The organism is Telluribacter roseus (genome assembly GCF_017355915.2).
Lineage (GTDB): Bacteria > Bacteroidota > Bacteroidia > Cytophagales > Spirosomataceae > Telluribacter.
Genome location: NZ_JAFEUV020000006.1, coordinates 23,635 through 47,343, shown reverse-complemented (window position 1 = coordinate 47,343; position 23,709 = coordinate 23,635). Strand labels below are relative to the sequence as shown.

18 protein-coding genes are annotated in these 23,709 nt (G+C 53.8%); 5 read left to right on the top strand and 13 right to left on the bottom strand.

All coding sequences use genetic code 11. The features are described from left to right. Positions 1–28: 28 nt before the first annotated feature. The 4 genes from JTN23_RS12845 to JTN23_RS12830 form a co-directional block, all read right to left on the bottom strand. Complete coding sequence (locus JTN23_RS12845; protein ID WP_247235239.1) at positions 29–1,711, bottom strand: lamin tail domain-containing protein; 1,683 nt, start codon at positions 1,709–1,711, stop codon at positions 29–31. 75 nt (positions 1,712–1,786) lie between these two features. Beyond that, on the bottom strand, positions 1,787–2,149 hold the full coding sequence (locus JTN23_RS12840) for a cupin domain-containing protein (protein WP_247235238.1): 363 nt from the start codon (positions 2,147–2,149) through the stop codon (positions 1,787–1,789). 18 nt (positions 2,150–2,167) lie between these two features. Further along, on the bottom strand, positions 2,168–2,677 hold the full coding sequence (locus JTN23_RS12835; protein ID WP_247235237.1) for a hypothetical protein: 510 nt from the start codon (positions 2,675–2,677) through the stop codon (positions 2,168–2,170). Between the two features lie 111 nt (positions 2,678–2,788). Continuing rightward, positions 2,789–3,325 (bottom strand): RNA methyltransferase, encoded by a 537-nt coding sequence (locus tag JTN23_RS12830; RefSeq protein WP_247235236.1) that lies wholly within the window; start codon positions 3,323–3,325, stop codon positions 2,789–2,791. Positions 3,326–3,498: 173 nt separating this feature from the next. On the opposite strand from JTN23_RS12830, the gene JTN23_RS12825 reads away from it, so the two are divergent. The 3 genes from JTN23_RS12825 to JTN23_RS12815 all read left to right on the top strand — a co-directional run bounded on the left by JTN23_RS12825 (position 3,499) and on the right by JTN23_RS12815 (position 9,626). Then, positions 3,499–5,208, top strand: coding sequence for a zinc-dependent metalloprotease (locus JTN23_RS12825; RefSeq protein WP_247235235.1), 1,710 nt, complete (start codon positions 3,499–3,501; stop codon positions 5,206–5,208). Positions 5,209–5,344: 136 nt separating this feature from the next. After that, a complete protein-coding gene (gene mutS / locus JTN23_RS12820) occupies positions 5,345–7,954 on the top strand; it encodes a DNA mismatch repair protein MutS (RefSeq protein ID WP_247235234.1) in 2,610 nt (869 codons plus the stop codon). 187 nt (positions 7,955–8,141) lie between these two features. Then, on the top strand, positions 8,142–9,626 hold the full coding sequence (locus tag JTN23_RS12815; protein ID WP_247235233.1) for a hypothetical protein: 1,485 nt from the start codon (positions 8,142–8,144) through the stop codon (positions 9,624–9,626). Here JTN23_RS12815 and JTN23_RS12810 read toward each other — a convergent pair. Then, positions 9,604–11,202, bottom strand: coding sequence for a hypothetical protein (locus JTN23_RS12810; RefSeq protein ID WP_247235232.1), 1,599 nt, complete (start codon positions 11,200–11,202; stop codon positions 9,604–9,606). The genes JTN23_RS12815 and JTN23_RS12810 overlap by 23 nt on opposite strands. Positions 11,203–11,447: 245 nt before the next feature. Here JTN23_RS12810 and JTN23_RS12805 point away from each other — a divergent pair, with 245 nt between their 5' ends. Both JTN23_RS12805 and JTN23_RS12800 read left to right on the top strand, forming a co-directional pair. Next, positions 11,448–12,758 (top strand): Gfo/Idh/MocA family protein, encoded by a 1,311-nt coding sequence (locus tag JTN23_RS12805; protein ID WP_247235231.1) that lies wholly within the window; start codon positions 11,448–11,450, stop codon positions 12,756–12,758. A 115-nt stretch (positions 12,759–12,873) separates the two neighbouring features. Then, a complete protein-coding gene (locus JTN23_RS12800) occupies positions 12,874–13,350 on the top strand; it encodes an META domain-containing protein (RefSeq protein ID WP_247235230.1) in 477 nt (158 codons plus the stop codon). Positions 13,351–13,405: 55 nt separating this feature from the next. Here JTN23_RS12800 and JTN23_RS12795 read toward each other — a convergent pair whose 3' ends face one another. The 8 genes from JTN23_RS12795 to JTN23_RS12760 form a co-directional block, all read right to left on the bottom strand. Further along, complete coding sequence (locus tag JTN23_RS12795; RefSeq protein WP_247235229.1) at positions 13,406–14,308, bottom strand: sugar phosphate isomerase/epimerase family protein; 903 nt, start codon at positions 14,306–14,308, stop codon at positions 13,406–13,408. 49 nt (positions 14,309–14,357) lie between these two features. Beyond that, a complete protein-coding gene (locus JTN23_RS12790; RefSeq protein ID WP_247235228.1) occupies positions 14,358–15,269 on the bottom strand; it encodes a hypothetical protein in 912 nt (303 codons plus the stop codon). A 103-nt stretch (positions 15,270–15,372) separates the two neighbouring features. After that, positions 15,373–16,725: a cytochrome P450 gene (locus tag JTN23_RS12785; RefSeq protein ID WP_247235227.1), complete on the bottom strand. Its 1,353-nt coding sequence runs from the start codon at positions 16,723–16,725 to the stop codon at positions 15,373–15,375. Beyond that, positions 16,703–18,049: a cytochrome P450 gene (locus JTN23_RS12780; RefSeq protein WP_247235226.1), complete on the bottom strand. Its 1,347-nt coding sequence runs from the start codon at positions 18,047–18,049 to the stop codon at positions 16,703–16,705. Before JTN23_RS12780 ends, JTN23_RS12785 begins: the two co-directional genes overlap by 23 nt. Beyond that, on the bottom strand, positions 18,042–18,215 hold the full coding sequence (locus tag JTN23_RS12775) for a hypothetical protein (protein WP_247235225.1): 174 nt from the start codon (positions 18,213–18,215) through the stop codon (positions 18,042–18,044). Before JTN23_RS12775 ends, JTN23_RS12780 begins: the two co-directional genes overlap by 8 nt. After that, the gene (locus tag JTN23_RS12770; protein ID WP_247235224.1) at positions 18,208–19,098 is read right to left on the bottom strand and encodes an FkbM family methyltransferase; all 891 of its coding nucleotides are present in this window, start codon (positions 19,096–19,098) and stop codon (positions 18,208–18,210) included. Before JTN23_RS12770 ends, JTN23_RS12775 begins: the two co-directional genes overlap by 8 nt. Positions 19,099–19,113: 15 nt before the next feature. Continuing rightward, the gene (locus JTN23_RS12765) at positions 19,114–21,396 is read right to left on the bottom strand and encodes a lipase maturation factor family protein (protein ID WP_247235223.1); all 2,283 of its coding nucleotides are present in this window, start codon (positions 21,394–21,396) and stop codon (positions 19,114–19,116) included. A 19-nt stretch (positions 21,397–21,415) separates the two neighbouring features. Further along, entirely contained in the window at positions 21,416–23,704 is a 2,289-nt protein-coding gene (locus tag JTN23_RS12760; protein ID WP_247235222.1) for a lipocalin-like domain-containing protein, read from the bottom strand. Positions 23,705–23,709 lie beyond the last annotated feature (5 nt).

Here is a 23,709-nt window from a genome sequence, read left to right as displayed (position 1 = left end):
CTCCTTTATTCCTTTCCTCCTTTTACCCCTACCTCCTCACCACCACTACGCGCTTTTTGTACTGCTGCGTGTTGCCACGGGTATCAAAGGTATCGATCAGCAGCAGGTAGTAACCCATACGTACGGCTTCGCCACGCTCGTCGGTTCCGTCCCAGCGCACATCTCCTGTAGTACCAATCAACTGATTCTGCACCAGATTTTTTATAAGCCTGCCGCTTGTATCGAAGATCCGGATTGTGGCTACCTGCCCGGCGGCCGAAAGTGTATAGCGGATAGAAGCGTAATCGTCCATCCCGTCGTCATCAGGTGTAAAAGCCTCCGGCTCTACCACAAAGCCATCCGCGACCTCCGGTATGCCCTGCGAATTGGCATAGCCGGGAGTAGCATAGCCCACCGTGGAGGCGGCCGAATGCCAGTTGGAAGGGGTGTTGGCGGGCTGGTCAAAGTACATGCGCTCCAAAGAGACGCCCTCGCGACTGAGCAGTAAAGGCGAGTGGTAGTTCTCGTGGTAGTCAAAACGGTCAAAGAGCCGTCCACCCTGATCCAATAGTACCACCCCTCCTTCCACATTAGGAAAAGACGGGAGGGATGGTACCCGTAGTATTCGCCGCGGCTTATCCGACGGGTACTGGTCCTGCACCACGGCAGGATCAGTAGTAAAAGCCAGGTACTCGTTGGGTCCCAGCAGCAGGTCATCCGTAGCCAGGATACGAAGATTGGCCGGTCCACCGGCTCTGACATTACCCAAGGCCCAATCTTTGAGGTTGAAGTAGCTGGAAGTACGGTTGTACACTTCCACAAAATCCACACCTCCCGTGCGCGGGTTGAACAGAATTTCGCTCAGTACCACATCCCCCGAATCCGCACGGGTAGGCAGCCCCAGCGTCCACTTTTCTTCCCGCAGCAGATTACCCGCGCAATCGGCTATATTACGGACCTTCAGTTCGTACGACTGCCGCTCCTGCAGGGGGGCGTCCAGCGTGAGCGTTACCCTACGGAAAGAAGGTGTTTCTAAGGTACGGCCTATGATCTGCCTTCCTGACAGAGCAAACGCCGCCGCGTTAGTGGTACTCAGGCTATCCAGCCTCTCGCTGAACTGTACCGTCATCTGGTTAGCCGTAGCTACATCTACCCGCTCGATAGCCGGTGCCCGCAGGTCCGGATTAGCCGCTCTGACTGAGTTAGCGGTGGCCGGAGTACCTCCCCGCGGAGAGGTCGATACCCGCCAGTTGTCCAACTCTCCGCAGGGATTATCCGTATCTACCATCTCGATCGCATAGCCGCCCTGCCGGCGGTCCTGAGGCCACCAGTTGAGTGAGTACGTAACCGCGAAGACTAGTTGCCCCCTTGCATCCCGCAGGGCCAGCGTAGCCCCTTCGTTAGGGAGAGTAACTGAGCTTAGAACGATGACTTTGCCGAAGGTACTTAACAGGGGAAGAGACGGGCGCCCACATACTATAGCATACTGACCCGGCGCCAGTAGGGAATCAGGAAAAACAGCGGAACGATTACCCATAACGAGCCGCCATCCCCGCAGCGATACCGGCTGCTGACTGCGGTTATACAGCTCGATGTACTCGGCATCGGGTAGCCCCACCACCGGAGTCGGGTCAGCCATAATTTCAGTGATGACTACGCTGTTGTAGCTCTGTCCATAGGTATACTGAAGCCCGACCAACAGCAGCAATAGGGGCGCTATTCTACGGATCATGGTGTGTATATTTGAAAATAAAAAGATGCAGATTCCGGACGAAATCTGCATCTTCTGACTCTTGACAATAAAGTACTATATCTCCTCGCGGTGGACTGAATCCGGCGAAAAAGCCGGTACGCACAGTGACCAGTACTCGGTAGGCTCCTCAAACGGATTAGAGTACCGCACGCGCGTTCCGCGCTGAATCAGTAGGGTCTCACCTGCTTTCAGGATGATCATCTCGCCATCTACCTCTACCTGTTTCTGCCCGCTGACCAGGATCGTCACCTCGTCAAACTCGGGTGTCTGAAAAGGCTCGCTCCAGCCGGGGGGCGCTACCATATGGGCTACACTGAATGCTCCGCCATGAGCCGAAGCATGACCGTAGTGCTCCTCGATGAGCTTGCCATCGGTAGTAGGTACTACAAAAGGTCTGTCTTGCTTAATATAAGGCACAATACGCTGGTTCGTGTACTACTGCTCTGTATTATTGACCGGCTGCTCGGCCTGGCTGTCTGACCCGTTGGCACCCGATGTGGCTTTGCTGGTACGACCGGCAGCAGTGCCCCGACCACGGGTAGCAGCAGGTTTGGGGGCTGCCGCTCGTGAAGTTCGGGCAGGAGCTGCCAGCGTTGCTGACTCGGCTGCCAGTGTTACGGCCGCAGGAGACACCGCCTCTACTGCTTGTTTTTTAGATTTCTTGCCCGCAGCCCTTGCTGCGTTCTTCTGGACCTTTTCCAGCCTTTTAGTCGCTTTTTTCTGGGCTTTCTTTTCTTTATCCTCTTCCTTCTTCCTGGCTTTCTTCTGATCTTTCTCCTTATCTTTCTCCTCTTCCTTCTTTAGCTTAAGTACCTTCTTAGCCAGCTTTTCGGCTGCTTTTTCAACCGCTTTCTTTACTTTCTTGGCATTGGTGTCTATATCACCCAGCTTGCCTTCCAAAGCACTGGCGATATCAGCGGTTAATTTCTTTTTGATAGATTTCATAAATAATATGTAAAAAAGAATGATTGCTTTACCTAGCAGAGGTACTTGTTAAAACATCAAAATAAAAGTTAAAAATACAAGTCCACCGTCTCTAATTCCAATTACACCAGATTATGAATTTGTTAATTGTTGTCTTATAAATTCCCATAACACAATACCTGCAGAAACTGAGACATTGAAAGAATGTTTGGTTCCGAACTGCGGAATTTCAACGCAGGCATCTGCCAGGGCTATGACTTCGTCGGCTACTCCTTCTACCTCATTCCCAAACACAAAGGCATAAGGCACATCCTTTTCGGCCTGAAAATCCTGCAGCAATTCGCTACCTTCGGCCTGCTCAACGGCCACTATGCGGTACCCTTCGTTGCGTAGTCGCTCTACAGCCTCGCAGGTATCTTCTACCTTTTCCCAGTCTACCGATAGCTCGGCTCCCAGGGCGCTTCGGGTGATCTCGCGGTGCGGAGGGCTCTGCGTAAAGCCACAGAGGTAGATCTTCTGCGCCCGGAAGGCATCAGCTGTCCGGAAAAATGACCCCACGTTATTCAGACTCCTGATGTTATCCAGAACGATCACAAACGGAAATTTATCGGCGGTTTTGAACTGGTCCACCGACAAGCGGTCCATTTCTTCGATTGATAATTTACGCATTATTATGAATTATAGTAAAATAATTTTCATTTGGTGCCCAAATCTACGACGAAAGTAGCTTACCTGACTTACTCCAACAGGTGCCGGAGGTGGAGGATGGCCTCCCTTCATCCATTTCAGCGCTTTGTGCGTATATTTATGAAAAGTATATCAAATTACCCCACTGGGCTTCTATGCGGCTACTACTACTTTCCCTGTTATTGATGCACCTGCTGGCTGGCCCTGTATCGGGGCAGACGGAGGGAAATTATGACCCGGCCGAAGTATGTAAGGCCCCTCTGCTCCCCGCACAGGTGCGGCTCGCTTACCAGCAGGCCTATGAACAGTATAGCAGCAGGCAGGGAGCTACGGCCCGGCAGCAGGCCACTACCGTAGCGGTCAAGGTACATAATGTACTTACTATGCAGGGAGTGGGTGATGTAGCCGCTTATCTCAATCAGGTGTTTGCGGTGCTGAATACCAAGTTTGCTCCCATGGGGATCAGTTTCTTTCAACTGGGTGAGGTACACTACATCCAGAATGATAATTTCTACGACCTGGCTATGAGTGAGGACAAGGAGCTAACCTCGGCGCATAGTGTGCAGAATGCCGTTAACCTGTATTTTGTAGGCAATGCCGACGGCTCCAATGGCTACGCCTATCCGCCCAACCTCGACTCTGCCCGCAACACCCGCTCCTGGAATGCCCTCTTTGTCTCTACCAGCCGAAATATCCCCCAGTCCCAGATCATCAATGAGGTCATACCGCACGAGATGGGCCACTACTTTGGCCTGCTCCATACCCACGAGCATGGCAGCGCCAGCAATCTGGATCCTGCCACGAGAGAATACGTGACCCGGGGTACCGGGGCCAACTGTGCCTACGCCGGCGACCAGATCTGCGACACTCCTGCCGACCCGTACCTGCTACTGATCACCTCAGACCGGCAATTGGCTCAATCATCCTGCTCGTCGGGCTTTATGAGTACCCTGGACCCCCGGCGTGAGGTGTACCGGCCCGACGTCACCAACCTGATGTCGTACTACCGGGGCTGCCGTACCAGCCTGACCCCGCAGCAGTACGACCGCATGAAGTGGGGACTATCGCTCAGAAATCAGGTCAATCCGGACCCAGCGGACCGGTACTACATCGACGGACAGGTGAGGCTCCTGCACCAGCCCATCGCTACCTCCTACTGCGCCGGTGCGGCCATGGAAGTAGCTTACTGGCAGTACGGAGAGCTTCAGAATGGTAGCCAGCTTCGCCTCCGGCTCACCCAATCGGATGGTAGCAGCCCGGTAGAGCTTCCTGCTACATCCATAGAAGGTACCAGGCTCAGTGGCACACTCCCGCCCAATCTTCCATCAGGTACTTACCGGGTACAAGTCATAGCGACCAACTCAGCGGTAGCATCAGCAGCAACTGACCTGTTGGTTGTCGGGAAGCCGACCATTTCTGTTCAGCAAACAGGTGGTAAGCTGATACTACAATCCAGCAGTGCCGGTACTAATCAGTGGTATCTTAATGGAGTAGCGATCAAAGATTCGGTACGTCAACAGCTGTACCCTACGGAAGCGGGTACCTATACAGTACAGACTACCGAGGCAGGCTGTACCATGGCTTCAGACCCTTTTGTGATTACAGCCCCTGAACCAACGGACAAGCTATCGGTACTCCTCTATCCTAACCCTAACCGAGGCTCCTTTTGGGTGGAACTCCCCTCCCATCCGGGACCGTGGCAGGCAGAGGTTTTTACACTGAGCGGGCAGCCGGTACTTCAGGCGAGTTCGTCCCCTGATGCGCCTGATCGACACCCCATTGGCATAAGGGCTCCGTCTGGTGTATACCTGCTACGGATAACTGCGGGCGGAAAAAGTACGCAGGTAAAGTTTGTGGTTGAATAATCCCGTTACCTCCGGCATTGCCTTGCCAAACCACGCAGAAGGGTTAAATTTGTAGAACGGCTCCAGCCAATAGGTTCAGGGGCATGAGCTGGTAAGCTCGTTTTGGTAATACTCATTTTTTAATACCCATACTGTTTTGGCAAAGTCAGCAACGAAGGAAACTCCTCTCAATAAACAATATAACCAGATTAAGGCAAAGTACCCGGGAGCCCTCCTGCTCTTTCGGGTAGGTGATTTTTATGAAACATTCGGAGAGGACGCCGTACGCGCTTCACGTATACTCGGTATCGTTCTGACCAGACGTAACAACGGTGGGGCTCACGAAGAACTGGCGGGCTTTCCGCACCACTCCCTGGACACCTACCTGCCCAAGCTGGTGCGGGCGGGCGAGCGGGTTGCCATCTGTGATCAGTTGGAAGACCCCGCAACGGCCAAGGGTATTGTAAAGCGCGGCGTTACCGAGCTTGTTACGCCCGGCGTATCACTCAATGATAACGTACTGGACATCCGCCGGAACAACTACCTGGCGGCAGTACACTTCGGTAAGGATGACCTACATGGCGTTTCATTTCTGGATATTTCTACGGGTGAGTTTCTGACTACGCAGGGCAGCGCGGCCTACGTGGATAAGATGCTGCAGGGCTTTTCGCCTTCGGAAGTACTCTTCTGTAAGAAAGAGAAGCAGCAGTTTGTGGAGCGCTTTGGCGACAAGTTTCATACCTTCCAGCTGGAAGACTGGTGCTTCGGCTACGAATTTGCCTATGAACAACTGACCTCCCACTTCCGCACTACTACGCTGAAAGGTTTCGGCATCGAAAACCTGCCGCTGGGTATTACGGCATCAGGGGTTATTCTGCACTACCTACTCGAAACCGAACATAAAGAGACCAGCCACATCAACCGCATCACCCGGCTGGAAGAGGAAAAGTACGTATGGCTGGACCGCTTTACCGTACGAAACCTTGAGCTTGTATACCCCCAGCAGGAAGGCGGGGTGCCTCTGATTCAGATCATGGACCAGACCGTAACGCCCATGGGAGCACGCCTGCTGCGCAAATGGATTGTACTGCCCCTGAAAGAAAAAACGCCCATCGAAGAACGGCTCAATACCGTAGACCTGATGCTGGAAGACGAAGAGCTACACGAAACGCTCACTACCTATCTCCGGCAGATCGGTGACCTCGAGCGGCTTATCTCCAAGGTAGCGGTACGTCGGATCAGCCCAAGGGAGATGGTACAGCTCAAAAAATCGCTGAAGCAGATAGCCCCCATCAAGGAGCTACTAGCTACCTACGCCACCAGGAACGGCGCCTTCCGGAAGCACGCCGACCAGCTCAATGCCTGCGAGTACCTGCTGGAAAAGATTGAAGTAGAGCTGCGTGAAGATGCCCCCATTGTGACCAATCAGGGCAGCATGATCAAGAGTGGTGTGGATGCGGACCTGGACGAGCTGCACGCCATTGCCTACGCCGGCAAAGACTACCTGCTCAAACTACAAAACCGCGAGATGGAGCGCACGGGCATACCGTCGCTGAAGATTGCCTACAACAAGGTATTTGGCTACTATCTGGAAGTAACCAACGCCCATAAAAACAAAGTGCCCAACGACTGGATCCGCAAGCAGACGCTGGTCAATGCGGAACGGTACATTACGCCCGAGCTGAAAGAGTACGAAGAGAAGATACTGAGCGCGGAGGATAAGATATTCGCCATTGAGCAGCGGATTTTCAATGACCTGATCCTGGCGGTATCGGAGTACCTGGCGGCCATCCAGCAGAATGCCCGTATCGTGTCGGTACTGGATGCCCTTGGCTCATTTGCGCAGGTAGCCCGCAAACAAAATTACGTACGGCCGGTTATCAGTGAAGGAAAGGAGTTGGACATAAAAGAAGGTCGTCACCCGGTTATAGAGCAGCAGCTCCCGCTTGGCGAAAGTTATGTTCCTAACGACCTGTTCCTCGACGACCAGACCCAGCAGATCATAATCATTACGGGCCCCAACATGGCAGGTAAATCAGCCCTGCTGCGCCAGACGGCCCTCATCGTGCTCATGGCTCAGATGGGTTGCTACGTGCCGGCCCGCTCAGCCACGATAGGTCTGGTTGACAAGATTTTTACCCGTGTGGGAGCCAGCGACAACTTGAGCCGGGGTGAGAGTACCTTCATGGTAGAGATGACCGAAACGGCCAGTATTCTCAACAACCTGAGCGACCGGAGTCTGGTACTGATGGATGAGATCGGGCGGGGTACGAGTACCTACGATGGCGTGTCCATCGCTTGGGCCATTGCAGAGTACCTGCATAATCACCCACACTCGCGTCCCAAAACCCTCTTTGCCACGCATTACCACGAGCTCAACCAGCTGGCGGAGGATTTTCCCCGCATCAAGAATTACAATGTAGCCGTTAAGGAAGTAGATAATAAGGTTATTTTTCTGAGGAAGCTGAAACCGGGCGGCAGCGAACACAGCTTTGGCATACATGTTGCTCAGATAGCCGGTATGCCTCAGCCCATTGTGCTGCGGGCCAATGAGATCATGCAACACCTAGAAAAGGATCACGTACCGGAGAGTCGTCAGCAGAAGGTACGTGAGATGCCTAAAAATAATTTTCAATTAAGCATATTTGAAGCCGCAGACCCCAGGCTGGAAGAAGTCAAAGAAAAGCTACTGCTTGTTGACATAAACAGACTTTCTCCGCTTGAGGCATTGCTTAAATTAAGCGAATTGCAAAAAATTATATTGTAATACCCACGTCCTCCTATCACTATCTCGAATGTCAAAAGCTTTACAGTGTCTTTTGCTGCTCGCAGCTATCATCTATTTTATATTTTTTTTTATTTTTACATTTCACCATGCTGAGAATGCACCTTTCATAGACGATTATAATGGCTTGTTTGACTTTCTAATTGCTTATCTGAATGCTGACACTTTAGTGGGAAAGTTACACTTCCTGGTCAGACAGCATAATGAGCATCGTATTGCTTTTCCGCGGCTTCTTACCCTTATATACTATTATATAGCCGGTGAGATCAATCTGAAGTACCTTATTATGGTCAGTTCGCTCAATCTGGTGATCTTATGGAGCATAATGGCGAAGGTTATGTATAGCATCAGACGCGACCTCCTGGCCCTTATTCCTCTTGTATTCCTACTATTTCATTTTCAGCACTATGACAATATCTTCTGGGCTGAGTGCTCGCTGCAGAACCTCTCAGTAGCCTGTCTGGGAACCGCAAGTATATGGATGTCCGTTCAGCCCGGCCGAGCTCACAAGCTGGCGGCACTGGTACTGGCAATCCTGACTACCTTCTCAAGTGGTAGCGGTATGTCCATATGGTTCGTTCTCTGTCTGGTATTTATCCTGAACTTCCGCTGGAAATGGCTACTGGCTACCGTCGCCATTGGATCAGTTAGCCTGCTGTATTATCTGCACAACTATGAGCTTAATTCGGTCAGTCAGCCATTTTCTATCATGAAACGGATCGAGGACGCACTGGGTACCTTCGGACTTTTGGGTAGCTGGATTGATTTCAGGGAAGAGAACACCAATGTACTAGCCATAGTGGTAGGGATAGTTACCTGCGCGGTCATACTATACCCCATCTTCAAACAGCTCTGGAACAAACAGCCCCTTGACCCTATATCTATATTCATACTGGGTACGCTGCTGTACATAGGGGCTACGGCCTTTATCATCAACTTTGGACGTGACGCCTACACCGAAAGCCGCTACAAGATCTACGCCTCCATCGCGCTGTTGCTGACGTATATATCACTGTACCGGATAGTGCCCCGTAACAGAAAGAACTACCTGAGGTTTGCGAGTATGGTCTTTGCCGTAGTGTATTGTGGCCTTACTACCTGGCGGTATATTCCAGAGGTCGATAAGCGTCGACATGTGGTACTGGCCGAACTACAGACGGTACTTACCAATCCGCAGACGGTACGAACCAAGTCATTTGCCTACCGGATCGAAAACCTGATAAAACTTAAGGCATGGGAACCGCCTTTCGAGGCACTTCGTAAAGAATTCAGCCTGGCTCATGAGTCCGGTCACCAGATTAGTCCTAAGGTAGCCATTGACGAGCAGGGTGATCTGATTACGATCAGTTACAATGAGCTTGTCCATAATCAGACGTTTTATCTCTACGCAACGTCTGAGAACTTTGTATTCTTCTTCCCGCTGAACCGGCAGCGCAATACGCTGGTTGATTTTCTACGTAGCGGTCAATTGTACTCTTTCAGAAATGAGCAGAAAATTCTTAAACAGTGGCTGGTAGAGGGCAGCTATACGATCGGTGTCTATGATCCTGTAAAGAAAATACATTCCGTCGCTAATTATCCGGCTATTCACGTAACCCAAACGGCACCAGCTTGGCTACCCGAGCGGCTTTTTAATGACTATCTGCCACTCTAGAACCGTCATGGGGGCGCTCTTTGGCCAGGTACTTAAAGAAAAAGGAATCACCGCTTCCAATACGCTGGAAGGTAGCCAGGCTTTCGCCGTGATCAGCGATGGTGACCCTTCGGGGTAGTTGTATCCGGTACTCTTTTATACTGGTTCCCAGGTCGCTTAGATATACGGTAGAGGCCATACCCAATATCCCCAGGCCAAGCACCAGATACGAAAAAGACTTTCTTTCTTCCAGTAAAAGAACTCCTCCCTGACAAAGTAATATACCTACCACAAATATGGCAGGTATAGAAGCCCGGGCACACCAGTCGTTCCAGGCCCCAATCATCAGGAATGGTATACAACATAGCGTCATTAGGGCTACCGTGTAGAGAGTACGACTACCCGCAGGGAGCACATGCCAGTACCTGTACAACAGAAAAGCGGGGAGTCCCAGCTCTACCAGAAGAAACAGGATGTACTGTACTAGTAGCTGCGGGTCCGCGCTAGTGAATAAAAACTTAACAGGGAATCCGAATGTATTTGAAAGAAGATATGAGGCTCCACAAAGAAAGATCCCTCCTCCTACTACCACATTAGTACCAGAGAATAGTGCTTTCCATTGGTTGCGCCGGTAGGTTTTTACGGCCAGGAGAACCAGAAAAGGAACAAGCCCCACCGCAGCAAATGGAGTTGTAATGAGTACCGGAGCTAACACGACAAGTAGATAGGGCAGATAGAAAGAAGTATTTAGCGCATACACTACCAGCAAAACAGCTAGCCAGGCCGACAGCCCGTGCTGAGGAACCCATAGCCATATACGCGCATGGGAAGTGAAGAGAAATGGAAAATCCCATACCGCGGCACTATCCAGACCAAAGGCGGGCGTTTGTCCAATGAACTTTCTTATATACCATCCTACTACACCCAGGCCGGAAGTAAAAACAAAAAGAACAGCCATAAGCACCAGTAAAGTCAGAGTGGTCCTCCGCGACGCAGTGGTATTTAGCACATATAAGAAGGTTAAAACAAGTACCGTATAGGTCTTAAGATAAGACCATACAATCATAGCTACCACTGCCGCCTTCCAGCCAAGCAGCTTCCCCACCAGAGCAGCGGGCATGTAATGCCCATAGTAGTACGTAAGAGGACTGGTCCTGAAATCCTTAAAGAAGGGTTTCAGTTCTCCTTCTTCTATCCATAGAGGCCATTCTCTGACCATCAGCTCATTTAAGAGCGTATCGCCCATGTAATGATCCGGATGCTGATAACCTAGTCCTCCAATGCCTGAGATAGCCAGGATGATCGCCGACACAACAGCCGTAAAAATCAGCAGTACTTGCTGTTGACGTATATCTCTTCCTAATGCTCTGAAATCAATGGCCCTGCTTTTTCTGATCAAAGCTGCAACACCCACCAAGAAGAGAAGCAGTAAGCTATACGATACCTCGGGCCGTACGTAGCCAAGCAGAAACGAGAAGCCTTCTACCAAAAGCAGAAAGACCGAAAAAAGGAGAAAGATATGCGTCAGGCCAGCAGATGTAGCCTGACCAGGTGAATAGAGTTTTTCTACTACTGGTTTTTCAATAGTGCGTTTCATACAGATAGAGGTATATGTAGTAATTAGGGCATCAACGTATCCATAAAATGTCCGCTTCACTAAATTCCTCGAATCCACTATCACGTACTCCACTCACTTAGTAGCGGGAAAAGCAAATACATAAACAGATAGATTAATAAAGTAGCTACCAAGCTATTTCTATTGTATAAAATATAAATGAGTAAAAAGTAAACGGGTACCAGGAGGCTCTTTTGGTAGTAACCTACCTTTACCCCTACCCTACCATGAACCGAAGATCTTTCCTTGAAAGAAGCACCCTCGCGGCCGGCGCTATGTTTCTGGTCCCTGATCCCAGTCGTGCTGCCAGAGTACGTACATCGGCCAACGAGAAAGTTGTCGTAGGGCTGATTGGCTGCAACAGCATGGGCTACGGCATCCTCAACCATGCCCTTAACCAGCCTAACGTGGAGTGCGCCGCCCTCTGCGATATTGACGAAAGCGTACTCAATCGCCGGGCCGAGGATGTGCTGAAAAAGCAGGGTAAAAAGCCCCAGCTCTACGGCGACTTCCGGAAGCTACTCGAAAACAAGGATATTGACGCGGTCATAGTAGGTACTCCCGACCACTGGCACTGCCTGGCTATGACCTACGCCTGCGAAGCGGGTAAAGATGTGTACGTCGAAAAGCCCATGGCTAACTCCATCGGCGAATGCAACGCCATGGTCAGAGCCGCCCGGCACTACAACCGCGTGGTACAGGTAGGCCAGCAGCAGCGCAGTGGCGAGCTATGGCAGAATGCCATCCGGTTTATGCAGGCTGGTGGCCTGGGCTCCATCCGTAAGGTACATAGCTGGGCTAACTTCAACTACGCCGCCGGACGCCCCAAGGTACCCGACCAGCCGGTACCCGCTGGAGTGGACTTCAACCAGTGGCTGGGCCCGGCTCCGCAGCGGACGTTCAACCCGAGCCGGTTCCATGGGTCGTGGCGGATGTTCTGGGACTACGGCGGGGGCCTTATGACCGACTGGGGCGCGCACCTGCTCGACATAGCCATCTGGGCCAGGGACGTAAAAACGGCTCCTCTCTCCGTGTCAGCCTCGGGCGGCAACTTCTATAACCCTGACTTCCACCACGAAACCTTTGATACCCTGAGCGTGCTGTACCAGCTCCCCGATTACACCATCAGCTGGGAGCACTCGGCAGGCTTACAGAAAGGCCCCTACGGACGCTCATACGGTCTGGCCTTCATTGGCAACGACGCTACCATGGTCATTGACCGCAACAGCTGGGAGGTATTTCCCGAATCGGATAAAGGGGGTTTCAAAGCACCCGAAATAGCTCAGAAAGGCTGGAAAGAAAGCCACGACCGCCACGTACAGAACTGGCTGGAGTGTATCCGGGACCGCAAAGAGCCCAACTGCCCCGTCGAAACCGGCCGGTTGGTAGCCATGTATGCCCACATGGGCAATATAGCCCTGCGCACCGACAGCAAGCTGGTGTGGGACGAGCGGAGCCAGTCGTTTGGTAAGAACAAAGCAGCCAATGCTCTTATAACCCCTAACTACCGTAAGCCCTGGGTACTGCCGAGGGTGTAGAAATTAGCTCTATGATAAAATAGTTTGATGCTGATTCCAACCAAATTAGCTCTGGCAGAATCTTATTGGTAGTGTAATCGGTATAGAATCTGTTCAAGACCAATTAGTGATAGCTATGAAAAAAATAATTTTGAGTTTGGGACTGATAGCCACTCTGATGATGGGAGTCGCCTGTCAACCCGAAAGCGTTGATGCCGATGCCCTAAAGAGTGAACGACTCTCTGCCAACGCTGACCTTACGGGTACCTGGAAGTTCAAGCACTTCGACGACAAGGCAGAATCTCCTTACGAAGTCACTCTGGAGTTTAAGGGACAGGCTGATGAAAATGGAAAGCTGATGCTATCAGGTCGTTCGTCGGTCAACCACTACTTTGCGGCTTACCAGGCCGACGCTTCCAAGCATAAGCTGAATGTAGCCGACCTGGGAAGTACCCGAATGGGGGGCTCACCCGAAGCCATGCAGTTTGAGCAGCGGTACTTTGAGCTCCTGAAAAATGCAGCTTCGTACCAGTTGAAGAATGCCGGCCAGACCCTGGTCATTACAACCGGCGGCGACTCCCCGCAGAGTCTGTACTTTGAGCGAAGCAAATAGACTTAGAAATTAATGGACAGGAGCGGGAGGTCAATGACCTCCCGCTCCTGCTTTTTTAGCCCCGGCCCGTTTTCTTCTGAGCACTGGCTACCATATTATTGAATATCTTCTTCTGCTCCGTGAGCGCCTGTATCTTATCGGCAGGGTCGGTGCGGCATTCGAGCAAGATCCACCCATCATAGTTCATGCCCACAAAAAGATCCATGAGCTGCTGGTACGGATAGCTGGTATCGTTCAGCTCGCGCACGTGTACAATATCCCCGAAGCGGTCCTTAACCAAGTTGAAGTTATGCACCAGTCCTCCGTCTTTCAGGTCTTCGGGGTTGCAGTTCCAGCAAACGGTGGCATTAGGGTGGGTGGCTACGTCCATCATGGCCTTGATGTTGGGGAGGTCCTGCGTTTCGTTGCCGTGTACCTCCAGGCGGATCTGCTGTCCAAAGTCCGCCGCGTACTTGGCCAGTTCGTTCAGCGCCTTGCCAATCTGCTCAATGGTCTGCTCGTGCGGGACGCCCTTGTGAAACTGATTAGGCTTTACCTTCACGCCCGATCCTCCTACATCCGCACTTAGCCTAACGAACTCCTTCGTTTTCTCTATTGAATCGCGCAGCTTCGCCGGGTCGGGGTAGTCGTACTGCTGGTTGGTACCCATACCTACTACCTTCACCGAACTATCCGCAAACCGCTTCTTCACCTCCTTCCGCTCCGCCGCCGACAGGTGGGGCATTACGCCGTGCGCATGGTCTACACGCAGCTCTACGCCACCAATACCGGCCGCCGAACAGCTCCTGATCAGCGTAGGGACATCCATATCTTTGCCCCAGAGGTAGGTTACCATGCCCAGCTTCATCTTGGAAGCTTTCAGATACTCCGGGGTAGCCTGCGCCATACCCGGTAGCGCGGCTATCCCCGCCAGCAGCGACAGGTCCTTTATGAATTCTTTTCGGCTGATGTGTCTCATGAGATTATAGGTTTAGGATCTATACTAGTAAAGTACTCTCGCGGATGATTTACTGCTTTGAGATGTGCGGACGGGCAGCACTGGCAAAGGTATAGGCAAACAACTGGTACCCAATCAAACGGATATTGGCCTTTCCGTCAAAGTCCGCCTTCGTAAACTGATCCACCAGGTTTTGGTACGACGCCTCGAAGGTATGGTTCTGATCCGTTACCCGGTAGTAATCGGCCATAAACTCCGGCTCTGCACTGAACAGAACGATGACATCCAGCGTCCGGTTCTGCTTTTGGGCCTCCTGCCCCAGGTACATCAGGCGCTCACGTAAGTACCCAAACTCTGGTACCTTTCTATACGCGTGCACCATGATGCGGTCGAGGTGCCTGACCAGCGTCCTGGCCTGCTTCGCCTCCTGCTGATCCGGATTGATAAACCAGCCGATGTAGGCTTCGGTAGTCTTTGGAGGAGTGGTCGCGCGGGCCTGGCGCTGCATCTGCTCCAGAATACGCGTATAGCAGCCAAAATCGCAATCAGGCCCCCCATTCCACCATTCGTTTTCGAGGTTATAGGCCGTGAAGCGCTCCGATGGCTCATAGCGCGACTGGTCATACTGCGCCGTCTGTTCATAATCCTGCTCAATGCCTCGCACCGCCGCTATCTCAGCTATACCGTAGTCCAGCCGTGCCTTTCGGATAAAGCGGGCCAGGCTGTCCTGCGCGCCTGGACGCCCTATTATATCTTTAAGATCATACAGGCTAATGGCATTGAACCCATGCCCCACGCACCAGCGCAGGACCGAATCTTCCCGGCTGGCATTCCCCAGAATGGTAGTGAATTTATCGATGTAAATACCCCGGTATGGAGGGGCCTTGTCACTCTCTTCAGCTTGTACTTTACCAGCCACAACCAGCCCATAAGTAGCCAGGCATACAATCACTATCCAGGTACCAGATAGTAGCGGTTTCATAATACTGTGAATCGTTTAGAAAGCAACTGATAATCCATCAAATATCTGCCTTACCTATTGAAACGACCTGCGGCCTGCTATCTACTTACAGAAATGTAGTTAACTACTTCATCTTTACCGGACATGGCTCTTTGTGCCGGGCCATTGTACAGGTCAGCTCCCGCTCAAATCGGGGCATCATATACGGTGCCAGAGGTACTTCGTGATCATGTACCTGTATGTCAAAGCGCTGCAGTATGGCATTTAGTACCAGTACAAAATTGAGCTCGGCCAGGTGCCGTCCGATACAGTGGCGGGGCCCTTTCAGAAAAGGAACGTAGGCGTAAGGGAAACGTGGCTCCTCTTTCCAGCGGTCCGGATCGAAGGTGTCGGGCTGGTCCCAGTAGTCGGGATGGTGGTGGAGCGCGTGTAACAGAATCAGTACTTCCTGCCCGGCCGGCAGCGTCAGCTCTCCTACTCGTAGCTCCTCCCCCGTCCGCCGCGACACCCCCATCGAAACCGGATAGCAGCGGAATACCTCCCTCATGAAGCGGAGCGTATGGGGCAGTGCCTGGAAGGTATCGCGCGTGGGGTACCCCTCCGGCCCCAATACTTCCGCTAGCTCGTTACGTAGTAGTAACGCCCATTGAGGATGCCTGCTCAACTCGTAGAAGGCACCCGTAAAAGCGTAATCCAGTGCGTTGTAGGCTCCGTACAAATGATTCACTTCGTGGGTCACTTCCTCATTGGTAAATCCGGTCTCCCGCAGGCAATGTATCCAGTTTAGCCCCTGTGCGTAGCTGCCGACCTCAGAAGTACTTACCCGTTCTACCGCCCTGCGTAGTTGCCCGGCTTTGCGCCTGCGGCGCCACTGCGCCTTCAGAAAGGCCGGAAACCGCCGGAGCTGATTTTCCGAAAAACCAAACCAGTCCAGCCGGGCATCTGGATCCATCAGATCAAATTTAAAGTCAATCAGTGCCTGGCCCAGCTCCCGCGCATGTTCAGTCTGCGGGTCCAGCCCCAACCCCGCCCGGAAGAGGTGCTCCGCATTCAGATTTACAATTTCACGGTACAAATCAGGGATGGCAGTGCTGGCCCCCCACTGCTCCACGTAGCTGACGATACAGTCGTGCATGTAGCCGGCATAGGTATCGACCCGGGCTTTGGTGAACGCGGGCATGACCGCCTCCAGACGTCGCTGCCAGGGCTCACCATCCATAAACAGCAGTCCCGGCGCCAGGGGAATGATCTGGTTTAGCTTCTTATATACGATGGAGCGCGTACGGGTGTGTACCCGCTGCATCAGTAGCTGCTCTACCAGTTGGGCGTCGCAGGTCACCAGAGTACCCTGGTAGAAGAAGCTCTTGCCGTACCGAAGCGCCAGCTCCACCCAGGCTCTGTTTTTATGGGTTCGTATAAGCCGTTGTGCCTCCCGCACGCCCGGCCCCTTCGGCTTACTGAACCTTGGACTCGGCATACGGCTGTAAAGTATGTATCCGGAATGGTATAGGCTCGGCAAAGCGGGGAATCAGGTAAGGCAGCAGCGGCACATCGTGATCCAGAACCTGTATATCAGCATACCGCAGAATAGCGCTGAGGGTGACGACAAAGTGCAGTTCGGCCAGGTGCCGCCCGATGCACTGACGCGGCCCGGTCAGGAAAGGAATATAGGCCTGGGGCTCACGCATCGGCTGGCTCCAGCGATCCGGGTTGAATACCTCGGGCTGGTGCCAGTAGTCGGGGTGGTGGTGCATAGATTGCAGCAGAATGAGTACCTCCTGGTCGGCCGGCCATTCGCCACCTTCTACCGGTAAGGGCTCACCGGTGCGGCGCATCACGGCTATGGCTACCGGATAGTACCGGAATACCTCCTTCATGAAGTGGATGGTGTCAGGCAGGCGGTCGAAGTCTTCCCGCGTCGGGTACTCCCTGCTACCAAGTACGCCATGCAACTCATGACGGATGCGCCTGGCCCAGTCCGGCTGCCTGCTGAGCTCATACAGGCCGCAGGTAATGGCGTAATCAATGGCGTTGAAGGCGCCGTAGATATGATTCAGTTCGTCGGTTACCTCGGCCAGGGAGAAACCCCCTTTCTGCATGAGCGAAATCCAGTCATGCCCATGGTGGTTGTTCCGCTGGCGTTCTTCCAGAATCTGCTTCACCAGGCCCTGCAACCGGTCCACCTGCTTCCGCCACTCCCGCCTTTCTCTGATGAAGGCTGGTATCTGCCTTAGCTGATCCCACGAAAAGCCAAATTCATCCAGGCGGGCGGTAGCAGTCATGGTCTGCCGTTTGTAATCCATGAGTTCGTATCCAAAGCGAGCCGCCAGTTCCTGGTCGGGGTCCAGTCCATAGCCTACCTTGAGCACCACCCGCAGCCCTACCTCCACGATAGACTGGAACAGGTCGCGTAGAGGCTGCCCCTCCGGCCACTGCTGTACTCGACCTTTTACCGTCTCATGAATGGTACGAGCCTGGGCATCGGCGTGGGCTTTGGTAAATACCGGCATCACTGCCTGTACATGCTGGTGCCATTCCTTCCCATCCATAAACAGTACGCCCGGTGCTCCCGGTATAATCCGGGCCATCAGCTTGTAAACGGCCGAGCGCTTACGGGTATGGGACCGGTTCATCAACAGCTTCTGTACCACCACCGGGTCACAGGTAGCCAGGCTGCCCTGGTACACAAAGCTGTTGCCGTACTTCTGTACCAGCTCCACCCAGCCTTGCTGAGGGTGCTTTTTTAGCAATTCCTTAGTCTCGCGGGTACCGGGACTTTGTAAGGAGGGCTTTTTACTCATATATTTTTATGATTCGGTAGTTAGGCACCGCTGGCTCATCAGCTTCGGGGCCTAACCGCTCTATGTACACTTTATACGTATGATTAATCTGTTCTTTGGTAAACCCAAACTGCTCCAGGTCGTAGCGGTGCACTCCGTGCTTAGCCCATGACAGCGATTCAGTCAACGCGGCGGGCGTACAGGGTGTGGATGCGCATAAGCCGGTGCAGGCTCCAATCTTCCTGATCGACGATGACTTCGTAGCCGCGGGTCTGCAGGAAACCCGTCATGTCTGCCACGCGGTTGTGCAGGTCGTGTACCTCAATGACGAGCTGCCGCAGGCGGGGCCAGTCGTCGTCGTGCACGCCGCGCAGTACATCCCATTCGCCGCCTTCCACATCGATCTTCACCAGATCTACCCGCGCGACCTGCTGCTCGTGCAGCACCTCCGACAGGGTGCGTAGCTGGCAGGCTACCTGCCTGGTGCTACGCTTGAGGTAACCCAGGAGCAGCAGCAGCGGCACAGACAGCAGCACCAGTACCGGCAGACGAAGTCCCGGCGTGGCCAGCAGCCGATTCAGGCCGCGCGCCGCTCGGGCGTTGAGCTGCCCAGCCCGGGCCGCGTCAGCCACCATGGCCTGCACCCAGGCATACGCCGTAGCTTGCCGGTCGACGCCAGCCTCCAGCTCCTTGGAGTACATACCGGCCGTCATGCTCAGAATGCGGTTATAAGCAAAGGTGGCGGTGCGGGAGGCATTGGAGAGGCCGATGTTCAGCAGGTGCGAGGTGGCAGCCGGGGCTACGTGTCGGGCGGCGTTGTGGCGCAGCAGCTCAAACATGGCGGGCACCGGCTCAATGGAGTAAATGGTCAGGTCCGGATAGTGCTGGGCGAGGTAGATAGAAAACAAGCCCAGATTTGCCCCCACATCGAATACACAATCGCCAGGATGCACTACGATACCATGCTTGGCGTAGGCTTCGGTGGCGAATATTTCATGGTAGAGCACCTGCGGCTCCAGCCGGTTGAAGGCTTGAACGGATAGCCCGTTGGGCAAAACTACTGATTTCATAGGCGGTTCCGGGCATTAAGCGTAGGTGCGTTGTTCGACGGATTCTTCGATTACCCACTCGCCGTTGTCGGGCCGTCGGTGCATGTGGGGCCAGTTCTCTTCGCCCATTCCTCTAAACTGCTCACTCAGGAACGGGATCAGGCGTACAAAGCCGGGAATTACCTCTTCGGTATAGTCGGGTTGTACCTGACGCAGCCAGCGTAGCTTGCGGGCGTGGAATACCTGCGTATCGAACCGGAAAATAGCGTTGAAGTAAAAACCGCTTTCAGGGGCAAAGTCAGCCAGATGGTCAACGGCTTCGGCCGGGTACCGTAGTACCCGCTCGTAGGCCTCCTGCCCCTTCCCTACTATATGATTCAGGAACAGGCCGAAGTGGAAATAGGTCTCTATCTTCAGCTGAGGTGCCTGCTGCCCCAGGTAGTGAGGTTCCAATCGCGCGGCCAGCATCAGCACCAGCCGATACCACACCACCTCCAGGTCGCATAGCTGGTCAAAGCTGTACTGCGCTTTGAGCTGCTCTACTATCTCCGGTAGCTCCTCCCAGTTACGCACATCGGGCCGTAGACCCGGCAGAAACTGGTTCCAGAAGTAGTTAGCAGGCAGGTTTATCCCCTCCCCGGCGTTAGTCCGTACCAGCTCGGGCAGCCCCGCCCTTCCTATCCGGTCCAGCTCCTGCATCCGCGGGCTCCACCGACGCCAGAATACGGCATCAAAATGGAACAGCTCCGGCTGGGTAGAACGTTTTTTCTGAATAGCCGGATCCAGACTGCGCGGCGGCAGGTGGAGGCCAGCCAGCTTCTTCACCCACCACTGCCCAGTACTCTTACGTTCAGCCGGAGTAGCAGGCTGAAAACGGTACAGCATTACCCGCACGCTCCGAGGTGGCTCCTCTGCCGGGAAAGGTACCGTCCGGAAAATTGTATGTACTTCCTGATTTCCTTCCAGGATCCGCTGCAGTACCTCCTCTAGGGAGGTAGCGTGGGTAAAATCGTAGGGATTGCCGGTGCCTACTACGCCCCACATATAGTTGGCGTCGTTGGTCCCGAAGGCATCGTAGAAGATAGCGTGGTCCCAGCGGGGATGGTAGGGCGCTACAAAGCGGGGTGGCGTATGCTCGGAGGTAGTGATGTACCGGTACTCGTACGGCTCCCAGGTCACACCGTCTTGGCTCCCTTCGATGACGGGCACCAGCTTGATAGGCGGCGTACTATATGGCGGAAATACGCCGTAGGAATGGGTGATACGAAAACGAACAAGTGCCCGGTAAAAGCTCAGCATCCCCGCCATGAAGCGGGATTTTATAAAGAGCGCCGTGGGCCAGTGCATCCAGGTAAAGGTACACCAGGTATTGAAGAAGAAATTGAGGAAGCCTCCCACTACCAGTACAAGCATGACTACACTGGTCAGTACATGACCGGGCGTCATGTACAGGTCCTGCACCCGAAGGTCGAAGATAGACGACTGTATATCCAGCAGCGGCAGACAGAGGACGATGGTCAGGATGTTGAAAAATCCAAAGTTGCTGACAGCCTGAATACCCACCATAAGCAGGCTAATGAGCAGAGCCGCCACCAGCCGAAGCTCACTACTAGAGAAGATAAAAAAGGGCGCTATTACCTCCACCACAAAACTAAACCCCAGCACAGCCTGAAAGAACCAGCCTGGCAGGCGGTACAGGTACCAGGCCGGATAAGCAGGCAACGGAATATTGATCATAAACGCCCGGAAGTACCCGGTATCGCGCGGATTGGACTTCCAGAACTTGAACTTCCCAAACCCAAATATCAGCCGGAACATCAACAAACGGAAGCCCCAGGCTACGGCCGGGTGCGGCAGCGCCGTCACCGATACATCAGGTAGATGATGTAATCCCGGCAGGAACAGGGCCAAAAAACCTGCCTCCAGCAATACACAGTCCCAGGGGTACGAAAGCGACAGGGGCAGGTCAAACGACAGGTACACCAGCCAGCATACCAGCAGCGCCGGTCCCGCTAATGCCCCGCCGTACAGCACCACCAGCGCCGATACGCTCCCCAGTACCACCAGCCCTTTCAGAAAGCGGTCGCTGTGGCTGAGCCAGAGCAGCGTCGGGAAGTACAGCCACTTGCGCCAGCCGGGGTAGTCGCGCCGGATCTGCGCCAGCCGGGGCCCAAGGGATGATATACCCATCGAGCCCGCCAGCGGTAGTACCTGGTGGTACAACTGCACAATGGCAATAAAGTAGATCAGTCCGAGTCCCCGGAGGAATATCCCCCATACGGTAGCCGGATCCTGCAGAGCAGCCGGTATAAAGTCCATAACCTCTGATGCGCGGCTCTTAGTAGTGACGGTTCAGCACGTACCAGCTAAAGGCCCGGAGGCGAATCTTAACGGCCGAGTCAGGTACCAGTCTATCCAGCCTTTTCCAGGCCTCCTCCACCAGCCCTTCGGCCTGCTGCTGACAGGCGTCAATGGCCCCACAGGCTTCCAGCTTTTCGATCACCGCCCCGATGGTTTCGCGGTCCTTGGGCTTTGAGTTTACCGTCTGCCATAGCCACTCCCGATCCGGGTGGGGCAGGTACGCCATGGCCCGGGCCACGGGTAGGGTTATCTTTCCGGCGGTAATGTCCTCGCCCTTGTCTTTCAGGTCATTCTTGAAGCCACGCAGGTTCAGTACGTCGTCGATGATCTGGAACGCCAGCCCCAGGGCCTCAAAAAAGTCACCCAGCCCGGCTACCTGTTCCTTGCTACCTCCCCCCTGCATAGCGCCCAGCTCGGCCAGCATACTGGCCGGCACGGCCGACTTCAGGCGGTGTACGCCCAGGATCCGTTTTTCCAGTTCCTGACTTTCACCACTCTCCACTACCCCCGGCATAAGGTCGTAGAAGCCGCTGATGTCAATGGATTGTCCGGCGTGAGCAGCCCGCATGGTTTCGAAGTACAGCTCGTATACTTTCAGCTTCAGCTCCGGCGTCAGGCGGTCGTCCAGCATAAGTACCTGACCGATAAAGTAGCAGGCATTACCGGCGTTAATGGCCAGCGCCTCGCCGTGTACCTCGTGGCAGGAAGGTCCGCCCCGGCGGATAGCTGAGCGGTCCTGGACATCATCAATAATGAGCGAACCTGTATGCAGCAGCTCGGGCCACACCAGCCAGTCCATAAAATTCTGCGAGTTTCCACCCACTACATCAATACAGGCCAGTACCGCATAGGAGCGCCAGCACTTGCCCCCGCGGTCGATGATCTCACGAATGGGGCGGATGACCCGCTCCACGTAGCGCTCCTTATCTAGGCCATTCAGGAAGTGCCGGTTGGGCTCGCTGGCCACCAGTCGCAGAAACTGCTCGTCGGTAGGTTCCAGGGGAAGCATGGCCTCCACCGATTTGCGGGTTTCGCGGGTGACAGCTTTGAAGAAATCCTCCAGCTTTTCAATGTTGGCAAAACCACTTCGCTCGATAAAGCCAAGACCCGTAACGGCCCCTTCGTCAAAGGTACCCTCCGCCCGAATGCGCCCCTCCCAGAAGGCTGGCTTGGATATGATGGTAATAAACTCCTGCTCCGGAAACTCCGCCCGAATCCGCAGGTCTACCCCCAGCTCAGGGATCTGGAGCTGCCAACGGGTGGGGTAGCGGGTGAACGTACGTGAACTGGTCCAGATTTCGGTGGGTGTAAAACTAAAGTCGGTGATATTACGGCTGTTTCCTTCCGGGTCAATGACGATAGCCCAGCGGCCACAGCCTTCGCCCCCTTTGGTGTTATCAAACAGGTCGTAGCCCGACACCTGGTAACCGTTGCTGAGCTGCAGCGATACCCAGTTCCAGGCGATATCGTGGTGGATGTCCACGTCAGGATTCTCATTGGTAGGCTTACCAAACTCGTGGTCGTACCAGCCGCTTCCCTCTACCTCGTGCACCTGCTGGTCGGGAGTCGTAATGGTACCATGTACTTCACACTGCGGAATAAAGTAGTAGAACATATCCTCCCCACCGGTGCCCTTTACCACGCCATTGTCACCGTGGCGCACCGGGCTGATCAGCGGCGTAAATATCAGCTCGGCCGCTATACCTTGCTCCGGATGATCCAGAATGAGCTGATAGGTGCCATCGTCCCGCTTTCTGAACCGGTTGGCGTCGTACACCAGGTCCAGCGTTGTCTTATTGACGAGGGCCGGGGCTAGCAGCATGCGGTCCGGGTGGGGTACGTTGCCCTTCTCAAATACTTCCTTCAGGGCCCGCTGCAGCAGCTTATCGGCCGTATCTTTTCCTCTTTCGATCATTTTCAAACCTTCCACCGGCGCACACTGGTCTACAACCGAGTCCATCAGGTAGGTCTGGTTGTCCACATCCACCAGCGCCCAGGTAATGGAGTGCGCGTAGGTAAATTGCCTGGTCACTTCATCCCGCCCAATGGCCATCCGGAAAAAGGAGGCAAACAGGGAAAAGGTACGCCCGGTGGTACTGGCTACGTGGGCATTCTGGTACCACCACTCAATAGTGGACGAATCATGCGGCAGATCATGTACCTGCAGATCAATGGGGCCGCTATCGGGCCAGTCGCTGGGATACGAATCAATTACAGGTGTAGCTTGTACTTCGGCACTCGGATCAGGGTTTACGGGAACAGACATAGTAG

Bases quoted from the DNA above. Each gene is read 5' to 3' on its own strand.
- JTN23_RS12845 (WP_247235239.1), bottom strand. From the start codon at position 1,711: ATGATCCGTAGAATAGCGCCCCTATTGCTGCTGTTGGTCGGGCTTCAG.
- JTN23_RS12835 (WP_247235237.1), bottom strand. From the start codon at position 2,677: ATGAAATCTATCAAAAAGAAATTAACCGCTGATATCGCCAGTGCTTTG.
- JTN23_RS12830 (WP_247235236.1), bottom strand. From the start codon at position 3,325: ATGCGTAAATTATCAATCGAAGAAATGGACCGCTTGTCGGTGGACCAG.
- JTN23_RS12825 (WP_247235235.1), top strand. From the start codon at position 3,499: ATGCGGCTACTACTACTTTCCCTGTTATTGATGCACCTGCTGGCTGGC.
- JTN23_RS12810 (WP_247235232.1), bottom strand. From the start codon at position 11,202: ATGAAACGCACTATTGAAAAACCAGTAGTAGAAAAACTCTATTCACCT.
- JTN23_RS12805 (WP_247235231.1), top strand. From the start codon at position 11,448: ATGAACCGAAGATCTTTCCTTGAAAGAAGCACCCTCGCGGCCGGCGCT.
- JTN23_RS12800 (WP_247235230.1), top strand. From the start codon at position 12,874: ATGAAAAAAATAATTTTGAGTTTGGGACTGATAGCCACTCTGATGATG.
- JTN23_RS12795 (WP_247235229.1), bottom strand. From the start codon at position 14,308: ATGAGACACATCAGCCGAAAAGAATTCATAAAGGACCTGTCGCTGCTG.
- JTN23_RS12790 (WP_247235228.1), bottom strand. From the start codon at position 15,269: ATGAAACCGCTACTATCTGGTACCTGGATAGTGATTGTATGCCTGGCT.
- JTN23_RS12785 (WP_247235227.1), bottom strand. From the start codon at position 16,725: ATGCCGAGTCCAAGGTTCAGTAAGCCGAAGGGGCCGGGCGTGCGGGAG.
- JTN23_RS12780 (WP_247235226.1), bottom strand. From the start codon at position 18,049: ATGAGTAAAAAGCCCTCCTTACAAAGTCCCGGTACCCGCGAGACTAAG.
- JTN23_RS12770 (WP_247235224.1), bottom strand. From the start codon at position 19,098: ATGAAATCAGTAGTTTTGCCCAACGGGCTATCCGTTCAAGCCTTCAAC.
- JTN23_RS12765 (WP_247235223.1), bottom strand. From the start codon at position 21,396: ATGGACTTTATACCGGCTGCTCTGCAGGATCCGGCTACCGTATGGGGG.
- JTN23_RS12760 (WP_247235222.1), bottom strand. From the start codon at position 23,704: ATGTCTGTTCCCGTAAACCCTGATCCGAGTGCCGAAGTACAAGCTACA.